This window comes from Marinobacter lutaoensis, assembly GCF_001981305.1.
GTDB classification, from domain to species: domain Bacteria; phylum Pseudomonadota; class Gammaproteobacteria; order Pseudomonadales; family Oleiphilaceae; genus Marinobacter; species Marinobacter lutaoensis.
Genome location: NZ_MSCW01000011.1, coordinates 26,511 through 40,006, shown reverse-complemented (window position 1 = coordinate 40,006; position 13,496 = coordinate 26,511). Strand labels below are relative to the sequence as shown.

13 protein-coding genes are annotated in these 13,496 nt (G+C 63.2%); 3 read left to right on the top strand and 10 right to left on the bottom strand.

The window, feature by feature from the left end; translation table 11 throughout:
• Positions 1–9 precede the first annotated feature (9 nt).
• Positions 10–486 carry a DUF2489 domain-containing protein gene (locus tag BTO32_RS16205; RefSeq protein ID WP_076725707.1) on the top strand — a complete coding sequence of 159 codons (477 nt, stop codon included), beginning with the start codon at positions 10–12 and terminating at the stop codon, positions 484–486.
• A gap of 271 nt (positions 487–757) precedes the next feature.
• Here the strand turns inward: BTO32_RS16205 and BTO32_RS16200 are convergent, their stop codons facing one another.
• The 3 genes from BTO32_RS16200 to BTO32_RS16190 form a co-directional block, all read right to left on the bottom strand.
• Positions 758–2,122, bottom strand: coding sequence for an HDOD domain-containing protein (locus BTO32_RS16200; protein ID WP_076725706.1), 1,365 nt, complete (start codon positions 2,120–2,122; stop codon positions 758–760).
• Between the two features lie 152 nt (positions 2,123–2,274).
• On the bottom strand, positions 2,275–4,350 hold the full coding sequence (gene recG, locus BTO32_RS16195; RefSeq protein WP_076725705.1) for an ATP-dependent DNA helicase RecG: 2,076 nt from the start codon (positions 4,348–4,350) through the stop codon (positions 2,275–2,277).
• Positions 4,351–4,358: 8 nt separating this feature from the next.
• Complete coding sequence (locus tag BTO32_RS16190) at positions 4,359–5,318, bottom strand: hydrogen peroxide-inducible genes activator (protein WP_076725704.1); 960 nt, start codon at positions 5,316–5,318, stop codon at positions 4,359–4,361.
• 76 nt (positions 5,319–5,394) lie between these two features.
• On the opposite strand from BTO32_RS16190, the gene BTO32_RS16185 reads away from it, so the two are divergent.
• On the top strand, positions 5,395–6,264 hold the full coding sequence (locus BTO32_RS16185; protein ID WP_076725703.1) for an NAD-dependent epimerase/dehydratase family protein: 870 nt from the start codon (positions 5,395–5,397) through the stop codon (positions 6,262–6,264).
• Here BTO32_RS16185 and BTO32_RS16180 read toward each other — a convergent pair whose 3' ends face one another.
• The 7 genes from BTO32_RS16180 to BTO32_RS16150 all read right to left on the bottom strand — a co-directional run bounded on the left by BTO32_RS16180 (position 6,265) and on the right by BTO32_RS16150 (position 12,507).
• Complete coding sequence (locus tag BTO32_RS16180; protein WP_076725702.1) at positions 6,265–6,651, bottom strand: RidA family protein; 387 nt, start codon at positions 6,649–6,651, stop codon at positions 6,265–6,267. It lies immediately after the preceding gene.
• 77 nt (positions 6,652–6,728) lie between these two features.
• A complete protein-coding gene (locus BTO32_RS16175) occupies positions 6,729–8,867 on the bottom strand; it encodes a RelA/SpoT family protein (RefSeq protein WP_076725701.1) in 2,139 nt (712 codons plus the stop codon).
• A gap of 161 nt (positions 8,868–9,028) precedes the next feature.
• Positions 9,029–9,241 (bottom strand): DNA-directed RNA polymerase subunit omega, encoded by a 213-nt coding sequence (gene rpoZ / locus BTO32_RS16170; protein ID WP_076725700.1) that lies wholly within the window; start codon positions 9,239–9,241, stop codon positions 9,029–9,031.
• 86 nt (positions 9,242–9,327) lie between these two features.
• Positions 9,328–9,960: a guanylate kinase gene (gene gmk / locus BTO32_RS16165; protein ID WP_076725699.1), complete on the bottom strand. Its 633-nt coding sequence runs from the start codon at positions 9,958–9,960 to the stop codon at positions 9,328–9,330.
• A gap of 135 nt (positions 9,961–10,095) precedes the next feature.
• Positions 10,096–10,536, bottom strand: coding sequence for an NfeD family protein (locus BTO32_RS16160; RefSeq protein ID WP_076725698.1), 441 nt, complete (start codon positions 10,534–10,536; stop codon positions 10,096–10,098).
• A gap of 50 nt (positions 10,537–10,586) precedes the next feature.
• Positions 10,587–11,543, bottom strand: a complete 957-nt coding sequence (locus tag BTO32_RS16155) for an SPFH domain-containing protein (RefSeq protein ID WP_076725697.1) — start codon at positions 11,541–11,543, stop codon at positions 10,587–10,589.
• A 97-nt stretch (positions 11,544–11,640) separates the two neighbouring features.
• Positions 11,641–12,507 carry a YicC/YloC family endoribonuclease gene (locus BTO32_RS16150; protein ID WP_076725696.1) on the bottom strand — a complete coding sequence of 289 codons (867 nt, stop codon included), beginning with the start codon at positions 12,505–12,507 and terminating at the stop codon, positions 11,641–11,643.
• 187 nt (positions 12,508–12,694) lie between these two features.
• Here BTO32_RS16150 and rph point away from each other — a divergent pair, with 187 nt between their 5' ends.
• Entirely contained in the window at positions 12,695–13,411 is a 717-nt protein-coding gene (gene rph, locus BTO32_RS16145; RefSeq protein ID WP_076725695.1) for a ribonuclease PH, read from the top strand.
• Positions 13,412–13,496: the final 85 nt, after the last annotated feature.

Here is a 13,496-nt window from a genome sequence, read left to right as displayed (position 1 = left end):
GAATCCCCCATGCCCCCATGGTTGCAATGGACCCTGATCATCGCCGGCTTGGCCGTCATCGGCCTGCTGCTGGCGTTTATTCGCCGCCAGCTGAAACTGCTGGGCGACGACCGTCGGCGCCGGCAGAAAACCGAAGCCCTGCAACGCCAGCGCCGGGAACACATGATCGAGAGTATCCGGGTGATTGCCCTGGCCGTGGAAGAGGATCAGATCGAAACCTCGGAGGCCTGCCTGCGACTGAAAGGGCTGCTGGACCATGTCGCCCCGGAACTGCTGGAACGGGCACCGTTCCAGATCTTTTTGGAGGTCCACGAAAAACTCAAGCATATGCCCACCCACCGGGCCCGCCGGCAGGCCGATCCCGAGTTGCTGGCAACGATGGATGAAGAGCGATTTGCGGTGGAAGCCCGCCACGCCGAGGCCATTCTGGAAGCCGCCCGGGCCATCCGGCACTTTCCCTTCCCTGAGTCGGCACCGCTGAGATGATTTTTGTAACTTTTTGTAACCGAATGTCCGTCACAAAAACACAGGTTAGCAAAGCAAATCAACAAGTTCCGTATCCGATGTACCCGCAAGCGCCGAGACACCGTAAGCCTGGCGCCCTCCCATCACGGCGCGCTTTTGCCCGGCCTTGTCTAAATTAAAAGACAGGGTCGGGTTTGCCCCTTCAAACCCGACCCTGCGTTGTTTCTCCTGGACACGTTTGGACGACTCTGCAACAAGCGGGTGAGCTTGCCGGCCATGAGCCGGCCTTTTTCTATTGCCCCATCATCCCCGCCATGGCCATGATGCTGTCCTTGCTTTCGACCAGCTCGTCAAACTGTGCTTCCACCCGTGTCCGGTCCAGCCCGAGACCGTCGTAGACATCATCGCCGACCACCTGGCCCGCGCCCAGGGCCACGCCCCGCTGCGTCAGCAACTGCCGGCCCAGCCACAACAAGCGGGCATAGACATTGTGCGGACCGTCATAGCCAGGGTTTTTCTGATAGCGGATCGCCAGCGTGACTTCGTCCGGCATGCCCCAGTTTTCCATCAGCTGCGCGGCCATCTGCTCACGGGTGATGCCAAGCAGATAGTGCTCGGTCACGGAAGAGTCGATGTCCGGGTTGACTTCCAGAGAACGGCACACCAGTTTGAAGTGCGGCGGGAATACCTGGGCCAACAGCAGATAGCCAAAGTTGTGCAGCAACCCGGCCAAGTAGGCCAGGCCAAACAGCGGCCGCCGGTCCCGGGGCATCATGCTGGCCAGGACACCGGCCGACTGGGCCTGCCAGATGGCCTGCTGCCAGTAATCCACGTACCCGTCCGGGTGGTCCTTCGGGTGTTTCAACGCCCGACCCAACGACAGTCCCATGGCCAGGTTCATCACCAGATCGAACCCCAGCACCCGGGACACGGCGTCGTGCACGGATTTAACCTGGCCCGCCGCGGCATAGAACGAGGATGACGCCCAGCTCACCACCTGCGCCGCCAGACTCGGGTCACTTTCAACGATGTCCACCAGATCCCCCATCACCGCATTGGGGTTGACTCTCAGATGAATGATGCGTTGGGCCGTCTCCGGCAGCGGTGGCAATTCCAGAGTGTCATCCAGCCGCTGCTGGATGCGCAGGCCCGTGAACTTCTTTATGGCGGAGTGGAGCTGGTCCCGGTCCTTGCCCGGTTCATTGAGGTTAACGGCGATTGAGGACACGTCCACCGCGAAACTGCGCCGCGCCGCCTTGTGGGTCAGAGACTGGAAGTCCGCCGCCGGCATAACCATGGCCAGGTTCTGCTCACCCAGCTCCAGTGCCACCGACTCCAGTCGATCGACCTTGTCATCGATCACCGTCGGCCAGCCGGTCAGGGACGGCAGCGCGGGCAATGCCTTCAGGCCGGCTCGTTCACGGACCCGGAGCTGGTCCCGACTCTTCATCAGCCGGTAGTCACGATGGAGTTCCTTGTTGAGTTGCTCCAGGTCGATCAGGTCCTCCTTACGACAGATGACCTGCAGGTTTTCCTGGCCATCGGTCAGCAGGACCATGCGCAACAGCTGGTGCGCATTGGCCTGGCTGGCATCCCGCAGTGATACACCCGCAGCCGACTCCCCAAGGGCCTGCTGCACTGCGACAGGTAAGTCCATAAACTTCTCCCGACTGTTGTTGTAAACCCTCCTGGCGCCCTTTCCCTCTTCATATCCCAGTGTTCAGTATAGGGTAAGGAATCCGGCCAGGCTTTGACACCGCTCCATGTTTGCCCAATTACATACGCAGCGAGCCGCGCAACAGACGTTGATCAGACATCCCCATATCGAATGTTTTCACCCAGCCATCGCCTGATCAGAGCCCCCGTGGCCCGGTGATCCGCCATCAGCCGTGGCGCCATGTCCCGGACCGTCTCGATCCAGCCCTTGTCCCGCTCGAAGTCCGCCAGCCGGAACTGCATCATGCCGGTCTGGCGTGTACCGAGCACCTCACCGGGCCCGCGGATTTCCAGGTCCTTCTCCGCGATGACGAAACCGTCCTGGCTGTCCCGCAGGGCCTGCAACCGGGCCCGGCCGTTGGCCGACAGGGGGGGGTGGTACAGCAGTACACAATAGCTGGCCTGGCTGCCTCGGCCAACGCGGCCTCGCAGCTGATGCAACTGGGCCAAGCCGAGCCGCTCGGGGTTCTCAATGATGATCAGGGAGGCATTGGCAACATCGACGCCCACCTCGATGACGGTGGTGGCCACCAGCAAATCCAGCGTTCCAGACTTGAACTCGTCCATCACCCGGGCCTTCTCCTGAGCCTTGAGCCGACCATGGACCAGACCGACCTTCAACTCCGGCAGACGCTCGGCCAGTTCCCCAGCCGTCACCTCGGCAGCCTGGCACTGCAGCGCCTCGGACTCCTCAATCAGGGTACAGACCCAATAGGCCTGGCGTCCTTCCCGGCAGGCCCGCCGGACCCGCTCGATGACGTCGTCCCGCCGAGTATCGGGCACGACGATGGTTTCAATCGGCTGGCGCCCCGGCGGCAACTCATCGATCACCGACGTGTCGAGATCCGCATAGGCACTCATCGCCAGCGTCCTGGGTATGGGCGTCGCGGTCATGATCAGCTGGTGCGGTGCCAGGCGCCCCCCCACACCCTTCTCCCTCAGGGCCAGGCGCTGATGCACACCGAACCGGTGCTGTTCGTCGATGATCACCAGTGCCAGCCGGTCGAAGGCGACTTCCTCCTGAAACAGCGCATGGGTACCGATTACCACGCTGGCCGCCCCCGTGCGTACCGCCTCCAGGGCCTGCTGCCGGGCACGCCCCTTGATCTTTCCGGACAACCAGGCCAGGGTCAGCCCCAGTGGCGAGAACCAGCCACGGAAGTTCTGGTAGTGCTGCTCGGCAAGGATTTCCGTCGGCGCCATCAGAGCCACCTGGGCCCCGGCACCGATGGCCTGCAACGCGGCCATCGCCGCCACCACCGTCTTGCCCGAACCCACATCCCCCTGAACCAAGCGCAGCATGGGTACAGGCTGGCTGAGATCCTGGCGGATCTCGGCGACCACCTGGCGCTGGGCCCGAGTCAGCGTGAACGGCAGGTGGTCCAGGAACCGCTCCACCAGGTCACCGGCCGGCAACAGCGGCAAGGCTTCGCGCCTCTGGATCTGCTGGCGGACCTGCAACAGGCTCAGCTGGTGCGCCAGCAGCTCTTCCATCACCAGCCGTTGCTGGGCGGGGTGCCGGCCCGCCATCAGCAGATGAACGGGTGCGTCGGCCGGCGGGGCATGCACCAATTGCACCGCCTCGGTAATGCCGGGCAGCTGGTACTCCGCCAGCAATTCCGGTGGCAGCCAGTCGTGGATGGGGTAGCGGTCAAGATAGGTCAGGGCCTGTCGGCACAGGCTGCGCACGCGGGGTTGTTGAATGCCCTCGGTCAATGGGTAAACCGGAGTCAGGGTGGCCTGACCCGGCGGCGGCATCGGCGCCGGGTTGACCTGATATTCGGGATGGTAGAACTCGTAGCCCGCGCGCCCCGGGCGCACCTCGCCAAAACAGCGAACCCGGACGCCCTCGGCCAGCTGAGCCTTTTGCGCCGCGGTGAAGTGAAAAAAGCGCATCACCAGAAAGCCCGTGTCGTCCCGGAGGGTCACCTGCAGGCTGCGGCGGCGCCCCATCACCAGGTCCGCTTTCATCACCTCGCCCTCGACCACCGCGACATCGCCGATCCGCAGCTGCCCCATGGGGATCACGCGGGTCCGGTCCTCGTAACGGTGCGGCAGGTGAAACAGCAGGTCCTGTAAACTCGAAATTCCCAGTTTGGCCAGCTTGCCCGCCAGGGCCTCGCCGACCCCCTTTAACTGGGTGACCGGAATATCTTCCAGTGAGGTCATCGGTTGCCTCAGGAGGCTGCCGCCACCGCCGGTGTTTCCGTTTTCGCCTTCTCGATGACCCGGCACTGGCTGGCTGCCAGCGACAGTACATCAATGGCCTTTGGCCGGGGGAAGGTCACCCGCCAGGCCAGCGCCACCGTCCGGAACGGCACCGGCGGTGCGAACGGACGCACGGCAAGGATTTCTTCCGGATACTGCATGGCGGTCGCTGCGGACATCGGCAGCACGGTCACGCCCAATCCCGAGGCCACCATGTGACGGATGGTTTCCAGGGAACTGCCTTCGGTCACCAGCGACGGCGAGCCCTGGTCCACCCGTTTGGTGATGGCCTCCACCAGCGGTGGGCAGGATTCCAGCACCTGGTCCCGGAAACAGTGCCCGGGGCCGAGCAGCAGCAACTGCTCACGGGCCAGCTGGTCGGCGGTGATCTGGGTTTCCCGGGTCAGCGGGTGGCCGCCCGGCAGCAGAACCACGAAGGGCTCGTCATACAGGGGCATGGTCACCACTTCCGGTTCCTCGAACGGCAGCGCGATGATGATCGCGTCCAGCTCCGACTGGCGCAGTTTCTGGCGCAGGTTGGCGGTGTAGTTTTCCTCGATAAACAGCGGCATCTCCGGAGCCGCACGACGCAACTCCGGTAACAGATGGGGGAACAGGTAGGGGCCGATGGTGTAGATTGCCCCGACCTTCAGCGGTGAATTCAACTGGTTCTTACCGTCCTGGGCGATGTCACGGATCACGTTGACCTGATCCAGCACCCGCTGGGCCTGCTCTATGATACGCTGGCCAGTCTCGGTGACCCGAATGCTGCTCTTGCTGCGCTCGAACAGCGGCACCCCGAGCTCATCCTCGAGCTTCTTCACGGCGACGCTGAGGGTCGGCTGGCTGACATGGCAACGCTCGGCCGCCCGGCCAAAATGCCGTTCGCGGGCCAGGGTAACAACGTATCGTAACTCCGTGAGAGTCATGGCGAGCTCCGGTCGGGTCTGTCGGTAGGAACCAGTTGCGAATTTATGAGTAAAAGCATAAGGATTGAAATTGCCTATGGCAATCACTGAAAACACCCACCCGACAAAAATCCTGGTCGCCGGCTGCGGCAAGTTGGGGGGGCGGATCGCCCAGGCGCTGGTGGGGCGGGCCCAGGTGTTCGGGCTGCGCCGGGACATCCGCCGGATTCCTTCCGGGGTCACCGGCATCGCGGCCGACCTGAGCCGGCCGGGCAGCCTGCGCCCGGCATTGCCGGACGCCTTGGACGTCGTTATCTACTGCCTGACGCCAAGTCAGTACGACGAGGCGGGTTACCGGACCGCCTACGTCACCGGTCTGCGCAACCTGATCGACGCGCTGGGGTCCCGGCCCCTGACCCGGCTGCTGTTCATCAGCAGCACCAGCGTGTACGCCCAGCATCACGATGAATGGGTGGACGAGAGCAGCGCCACCGAGCCCCGCAGCTTCAGCGGCCAGCAGATACTGGCTGGCGAACAACTCGCCCTGGGCAGCGGCCATCCGGCCACAGTGGTGCGTTTCAGTGGCATCTACGGGCCAACCCGAACCCGGTTTCTCGAGGAGGTGCGGCAAGGGCGGGTGGCCCCTGTGAGCCCGGCGCCCTTCAGCAACCGGATCCACGAGGAAGACGCGGTTCGGGTGGTTACCCATCTGACGGCTCAAGCCCTGAACGGGCAGGCGCTGGCGCCGGTGTATCTCGCCAGTGACAGCGAGCCGGCCCGGCTGGATGAGGTGGTGGCCTGGTTGCGCCGGCAGGTACCCTGCCGGCCCCCGGCCGAAGATGCCCGCCAGGGTGGGCGGGCGGGCAGCAAGCGTTGTGATAACCGACGCCTGCGGGAAAGCGGCTTCGAGTTCCGGTACCCCAACTATCGGGCGGGGTACCGGCAGGTGATCGACAGCCTCAGCTGATCAGCTGAGTACCATCACCGCATCCATCTCGATGGGCACGCCCTTCGGCAGCGCGGCGACGCCGATGGCGGCCCGGGCCGGGTACGGTTCCTGGAAGTAGGTGGCCATGATCTCGTTGACCGTGGCGAAGTTGGCCAGGTCCGTCATGTAGATGTTGAGTTTGACGATGTCCTTCAGACCACCGCCGGCCGCTTCGCACACGGCCTTGAGGTTTTCGAACACCTGCCGGGTCTTGGCAGCGAAATCCCCCGGCACCACGTCCATGGTTTCGGGATCCAGCGGAATCTGGCCGGACAGGTATACGGTGTCACCGGCCTTGACCGCCTGTGAGTAGGTGCCGATGGCCTGAGGCGCGTTTTCGGTCTGGATGACGGATTTGTTGGTCATGATTGTCTTGTCCTCTCGTCCAAAACGCCAATGCTCGCCCCTGCGCGAGGCGGCTGTCAACTGTCTTGCAACGGGCTTCAGTGGCGGACCCGGCTGATATGGGTCACCGCCCGGATGGTCCGGATGCGCCGCATCACCCGGGCCAGGTGTTTGCGGCCGCTCACATGCAGTACCAGGCTGACGACACTGAACTTGGCGTTCTGCTCTTCCACGTTGATCCGTTCGATGTTGCCGTCCGCCTTGGCCACCGCGTTGGCCAGCTCGGCGATGATGCCACGCTGACGTTCAAGCTCGACCCGCAACTCCACCGCGAACTCGTTGGTGATGTCCTTCGCCCACTTCAGGTGGGTCAGACTGGCGCGGCCTTCGTCATCGTCCGGCAGCCGTGAGCAGGTGTCGGAATGAATCACCATGCCCTTGCCGGAGTCCATCACCCCGACCACCGGATCGCCGGGGATCGGCTTGCAGCAGCTGGCGAACCGCACCAGCAGGCCTTCCGTGCCACGGATGGTCACCGGGCCGCCGTCCACCGGCTGGGCTTCCTCCACCGTCGCGGTGTCCGAGCCCTCGGCGCCGTGCACCAGCTGCCGGGCCACCAAATACGCCATGCGATTGCCCAGCCCGATGTCGCTGACCAAGTCATCGAAACTGCTGACTTGGTTGTGCCGGACCACAGCCTGGATCTGGGCATCGCTGATCTCCGACAGCTTGGTGCCAAAGCCTTTCAGGGATTTTTTCAGCAGCGTGCGGCCCAGCTCCAGAGATTCGGCCCGCTTCTGGGTCTTGAGCGCGTGCCGGATGCTGCTGCGCGCCTTGCCGGTCACGACGAAACTGAGCCAGGCAGGGTTCGGCCGGGCGCCGGGAGCGGTGATGATTTCGACGGTCTGGCCACTTTGCAGGGGCTGGCTCAGGGAGGCCAGGTTGCGGTTGATCCGGCAGGCCACGGCGGCATTGCCGATGTCGGTGTGGATGGCGTAGGCAAAATCCACCGGTGTGGCGCCGCTGGGCAACTCCAGAATCCGGCCCTTGGGCGTGAAGACGTAGACTTCATCCGGGAACAGGTCTACCTTGACGTGCTCGATGAACTCCAGGGAATCGTCCGCCCGTTCCCGCATTTCCATCAGCCCCTTCAGCCAGCGGTCCACCCGGGCCTGGTTCACGCTGGTGACATTGGACGCTTCGTTCTTGTACATCCAGTGCGCGGCGATGCCGTTGTTGGCGATCTGTTCCATTTCCTCGGTGCGGATCTGGATCTCGATGTTCACGTGCATGCCGAACAGCGTAGTGTGCAGGGACTGGTAGCCGTTGGCCTTGGGCATGGCGATATAGTCCTTGAAACGCCCGGGCAGGGGCTTGTAAAGGCTGTGCACGGCACCGAGAATGCGGTAACAGTCGTCCTCGGTGTCGGTGATGATCCGAAACGCGTAGACATCCATGATCTCGTGGAACGACTTGTGCTTGAACTTCATCTTGTTGTAGATGCTGTTCAGGTGTTTCTCGCGCCCCAGGATGCGCCCGGGCAGGCCACGCTCCTCCAGCTTGGCCTGCAGCTTGCCCCGGATTTCCTCGATGATTTCCCGGTGGCTGCCGCGCAGCTTCTCCACCGCTTTGCGGATGTAGCGCGCGCGCATCGGATACAGCGCCGCGAACCCCAGGTCCTCCAGCTCGGTACAGATCGAGTGCATCCCCAGGCGGTTGGCGATGGGGGCGTAGATATCGAGGGTTTCGGTGGCGATGCGCTGGCGCTTTTCGTAGGGCATGGGGCCCAGCGTGCGCATGTTGTGCAGGCGGTCGGCCAGCTTCACCAGGATGACCCGGATGTCCTTGGCCATGGCCAGGGTCATTTTCTGGAAATTCTCGGCCTGGGCCTCGGCGCGGGAACGAAACTCGATCTGGGTCAGCTTGCTGACCCCATCCACCAGCTCGGCCACATCCTCCCCGAACTGCTCGGCCAGGGCGTCCTTCGGAATCCCCGTATCCTCGATGACGTCGTGGAGCATGGCAGCCATCAGGCTCTGATGGTCCAGTTTCAGCTCGGCGAGGATGCGGGCGACCGCCAGCGGATGAGTGATGTAACGGTCGCCGCTCTTGCGCATTTGGCCCTCATGGGCCTGTTCGGCGTAATAGTAGGCCCGTCGCACCTGATTGATGCGATTGGTATCCAGGTAGGTACTGAGCTCCTTCGCCAGCCCTTCGACCGTAGGCTCTGCCGACACCGCGCCTCCACATGTTTCCGTATTTCAGGGACAAAAAAACCCGAATGCACGCATCCGGGTCCTTCCTGATCCTTCCAGCAACTCTATAGATACACTATAAAACTGCGGGGGCGGATTTCAATGCTTCTTATTTGCGAACAAGCCAATAAGGCTGCCAGGCGTCAATCGTCGTCGTCTTCGTTCAGCAGGTCGCGAGTGATCTTGCCTTCGGCGATTTCACGCAGGGCAATCACTGTCGGCTTATCGTTCTCTTCCGGGACCAGCGGCTCCGCGCCCTTGGTCGCGATCTGGCGGGCACGCTTGGTCGCCAGCAACACCAACTGGAAACGGTTGTCGACGTGTTCCAGACAATCTTCAACGGTAACTCGTGCCATAACTTCCCCGACAAATAGAATGACTGATTCAGCAAGCCGCACAGTTTACTGCCGGCGGCTCAATTTGTATACAGGAAATCCCCGTATCAGGCGCTTTCGCACAGTCCCGCCAGCAACGCCTGGTGCCGTACCTGCTGCACCGGCATCCGCAGACGGTGGCTGCGGACAATCGCCTGTAGATCGGCAAGCGCCACCTCGAACGCGTCGTTCACCACCAGGTAATCGAACTCAACCGCGTGACGGCATTCCTCCGCGGCCTCCCGAAGCCGGCGTTCCACCACCTCCGGCGCATCGGTACCCCGCCCGGTCAGGCGGTTGCGCAACACGTCCGCGGACGGCGGCACAATGAAGATACTTACGCATCCGGACATCAGCCGGCGCACCTGTTCGGCACCCTGCCAGTCGATCTCCAGGATCACATCCCGGCCCTGGGCCAACGCCTCGCGCACCCACACCTGGGACGTGCCGTAGTAATTGCCGAACACCTCGGCGTGCTCCAGGAAATCGCCCCGGGCGATCATCGCCTCGAATGCCTCTCGGGTGACGAAGTGGTAGTTGACCCCGTCGCGCTCGCCCTCGCGCATCGGCCGGGTGGTATGGGAAACCGACACACTGAGCGCCTCGTCGCGGTCCAGCAGCGCACTTACCAGGCTGGTCTTGCCAGCCCCCGAAGGCGCGGAAATCACGAAAAGAGTCCCCTGCTCTCCAGCCTGACGCATCACACTCTCTCCCGAACAGAATTGGGCGGCCAAGGGTATCGGCCCGAAAAGCCGGCCATTATACGGCCTTTGCTCGCCCCCCGCACCCCGGGGGCACCTTCAGGCAAGCGCCTGGCAGACCGGAGCACTCAGGCATCACCCCGCCTCCGGTGGGGCCAGCACCGCACGGTTGTTTTCAAACCGTTCGATCACGACCGTCATGCCATCCCTGCGCTGCGCTTCCGGAAGTACCTGCGGGTTGGCGATCATCCAGTAGGTCCCTCGGGCCGACACGCGCATTTCGCCCGAAGCACTGACTTTCAGCTCGCCCGGCCCGCCACTGAAAGTGTACAGGGTATCGGTTTCCGCGTTGCCCCTGGCCACCCAGCGATCACGGAACAAAAACATCAATACCGCCCCGCTGAGAACCGCAATCAGCAGCTGGACCCCCAGATGCAGCTCGGGCATCAGCAGCGTCAGCAGGCCCGAGAGTACAGCACCGAAACCAAACCAGAGAATCACGAAGGAACCGAGGAACGCTTCGGCCGTCACCAGCAGCACCCCGGCGGAAATCCAGATCCACCACGCCCATGTCATTGTCGTCCCTCCGGACACGGGGCTCGGGCGGGAGCGCCCGGGCCATCGCATCAATCCACTTGTCGGTGTGCCTTGGGCGGCTCAACCATGTTTTTCAGCAGCGACAGACTGCCCAGCAACTCCGCCGCTTCATAGGGCACCACCACCTTGTTCCGGGAGTCCGAGGCGGCGATGCCGTTCCAGGCCTGGATACGGTCCTTGGCAAGCAGAAACTCACCGGACTGAGGATTGTCCCGCAGCGCCTGGGCAATGAGTTCGAGCGCCTGCTTCTGACCCTCGGCATTCAGGATTTCCCGCTGGCGGGCCGCTTCGGCCAGGAGAATTTCCTCTTTCTTCTTCGCTTCGGCCATCCGCTCGATGGCTTCAGCCTCCAGAAACACCCGCTGGCGGTCACCTTCGGCTTTAGCGATGGTGGCGTTCTTGTCCGCCGCCGCCTTGGTCTCGATCGCCCGGCGTTCACGGGCCGCACGCAGCTGCAGCTCCATGGCTTCCTGAACGTCCTGCGGCACGGAAATGTCGCTGATTTCAACACGGGTCACTTTGGCGCCCCAGCCGCCCGAGGCTTCGTCCAGCGCCCGTTGCAGGGACTGGTTCATTTCTTCCCGGCTGGACAGCGTCTCGTCCAGCTCCATCTTGCCGATTTCGGCCCGGAGCGTCGTCTGCGCCAGCTGCGCGATTGCCGTCTGAAGGTCATCGATCTCGTAGGTGGCCTTCATCGCATCATTGACCCGCAGATAAACCAGGCCATCGATGGTGATGCTCACGTTATCCTTGGTGATCACACTCTGCGGATTCAGATTGACCAGCTGCTCCTGGGTGGTGAACTTGGCCCGCACCGTGTCCACAAACGGCACAATGAAGTTGAGCCCACCGCTGAGCACCCGGTTGAACCGCCCCAGCCGCTCGATGACATGCAACTCCGCATGCGGCACGATCCGCATGGATTTGGCGATGGTGACGACAACCAGAGCCGCGATCACTCCTGTGACGATCAGTGTAATGTCCATATTGTTCCCTCTTGTCAGCGGTAGGGTTGAGGTGAGGCCGTGATCTTATGCGAAACGACGCCGGTCGCGCCAATTCAAACGTCCACTGCGTGGCTTGCTACTCAACATTCTGCACCTGCTCGCGCATCTGCTCGATGAGCACCTTCAGGTCAACCGCCGAGCGGGTGACGTCGGCATCGATGCTCTTACTGCTCAGGGTGTTGGCCTCGCGGTTCAACTCCTGCATCAGAAAATCCAGACGCCGGCCGATGGCCTCGTCCCGCTGCAGGGTCTCGGTGACTTCGCTGATGTGGGCATCCAGGCGGTCCAGCTCCTCCGCCACGTCACTTTTCTGGGCGAGGAGCACCATTTCCTGAGCCACCCGCTCCGGGTCCAGCTCCACCCTGGCCTTTTCGAAGCGCTCTCTCAGAGTCCGTTCCTGGGCGTCCAGCAGGGCCGGCATGCGGGCGCGGACACCGGCTACCAGACGGCGCATGGTGGCCAAGCGGTCTTCGAACAGCGGCCGCAACCGCTCTCCTTCCCGCTCCCGGACCACCACCAGTTCCGTCACCGTGGCGTCGAACAGAGACACCGCGGCTTCCCGGGCAGGGGTATAATCCTGTTCGGGCACCGACAGCACCCCGGGCCAACGCAGGATATCCAGGGCACTGATGTGGGCCGGGTTGTCGAGCATGCGATTGATGTGATTGGCAGCGTGGTTCACCGCCTTGGCGATGTCGTCGTTGATCTCGAACGCTGGGGTCGATTCCTCGGCGCCCTGCAGACGCAGGGAGACATCCACCTTGCCCCGACGCAGGCGTTGACGCAGCGTCTCGCGGAACCGGTTTTCCAGTTCCCGAAGCGCTTCCGGCAACCGGAACGAGGGCTCCAGGTAACGGTGGTTCACGGTGCGGATCTCGCAGGTCAGGACACCCCATTCACCACGGGCGTCCTGTCGGGCAAAGGCGGTCATACTCCGGATCATAGGTTCTCCAAGGGTCAATCCTGAATGGCTGATGGCAGCAGTTTAGCAGGATGGGGCCGGCGGGGGTGACCCCGACCAAAGGGGCAAGGCGCGGGCCCCGTCATCACGGGGCACCATGCTATACTCACGCCCCTTCCCTGATTCCCCGGACCCGGTCCGGTTATTCACAAGCAACGAAGGATACACTATGCGACCAAGCGGCAGAGCGCCCGAACAACCCAGAGACATTCGTATCACCCGGCACTACACCCGCCACGCCGAGGGCTCGGTGCTGGTGGAGTTCGGGGACACCAAGGTGATCTGCACGGCCTCCGTCGAAAACAAGGTGCCGCCGTTTCTGCGCGGCGAGGGCAAGGGCTGGATCACCGCCGAGTACGGCATGCTGCCCCGCTCGACCGGCAGCCGCATGGGCCGGGAAGCCGCCCGCGGCAAGCAAGGTGGGCGTACGGTGGAGATCCAGCGTCTGATTGGCCGCTCCCTGCGCGCCGCCGTGAACCTCGAGGCCCTGGGCGAACACACCATCACCGTGGACTGCGACGTCATCCAGGCCGATGGCGGCACTCGCACGGCGTCGATCACCGGCGGCTGCGTGGCCCTGGTCGACGCGCTGAACTTCCTGGTGGCGGAGAAGCGCCTGCCCCGCTCGCCCCTGAAGCAAATGGTGGCCGCGATTTCCGTCGGCATCTATCGGGGCACGCCGGTGGTGGACCTGGACTACCCGGAGGACTCAGAGGCGGAAACCGACATGAACGTGATCATGACCGATCAGGGCGGTTTCATCGAAATTCAGGGCACGGCGGAAGGCGCTCCGTTTGACCAAGCGGAACTGGACCGGATGCTGACGCTGGCCAGGCAGGGCATCGACCGGCTGTTCGAGATCCAGAAGGTCGCCCTGGCGGACTGACCGTCCCTCTGGCGAGGAACCCTAACAAACAGGGCGCCCGTGGGCGCCCTGTTTTGATGCGTTATCCGTCGGCGCGGGTTGTTTG

Coding starts and splice junctions, on each gene's coding strand:
- BTO32_RS16205 (WP_076725707.1), top strand. CDS start 10: ATGCCCCCATGGTTGCAATGGACCCTGATCATCGCCGGCTTGGCCGTC.
- BTO32_RS16200 (WP_076725706.1), bottom strand. CDS start 2,122: ATGGACTTACCTGTCGCAGTGCAGCAGGCCCTTGGGGAGTCGGCTGCG.
- recG (WP_076725705.1), bottom strand. CDS start 4,350: ATGACCTCACTGGAAGATATTCCGGTCACCCAGTTAAAGGGGGTCGGC.
- BTO32_RS16190 (WP_076725704.1), bottom strand. CDS start 5,318: ATGACTCTCACGGAGTTACGATACGTTGTTACCCTGGCCCGCGAACGG.
- BTO32_RS16185 (WP_076725703.1), top strand. CDS start 5,395: ATGGCAATCACTGAAAACACCCACCCGACAAAAATCCTGGTCGCCGGC.
- BTO32_RS16180 (WP_076725702.1), bottom strand. CDS start 6,651: ATGACCAACAAATCCGTCATCCAGACCGAAAACGCGCCTCAGGCCATC.
- rpoZ (WP_076725700.1), bottom strand. CDS start 9,241: ATGGCACGAGTTACCGTTGAAGATTGTCTGGAACACGTCGACAACCGT.
- gmk (WP_076725699.1), bottom strand. CDS start 9,960: ATGCGTCAGGCTGGAGAGCAGGGGACTCTTTTCGTGATTTCCGCGCCT.
- BTO32_RS16160 (WP_076725698.1), bottom strand. CDS start 10,536: ATGACATGGGCGTGGTGGATCTGGATTTCCGCCGGGGTGCTGCTGGTG.
- BTO32_RS16155 (WP_076725697.1), bottom strand. CDS start 11,543: ATGGACATTACACTGATCGTCACAGGAGTGATCGCGGCTCTGGTTGTC.
- BTO32_RS16150 (WP_076725696.1), bottom strand. CDS start 12,507: ATGATCCGGAGTATGACCGCCTTTGCCCGACAGGACGCCCGTGGTGAA.
- rph (WP_076725695.1), top strand. CDS start 12,695: ATGCGACCAAGCGGCAGAGCGCCCGAACAACCCAGAGACATTCGTATC.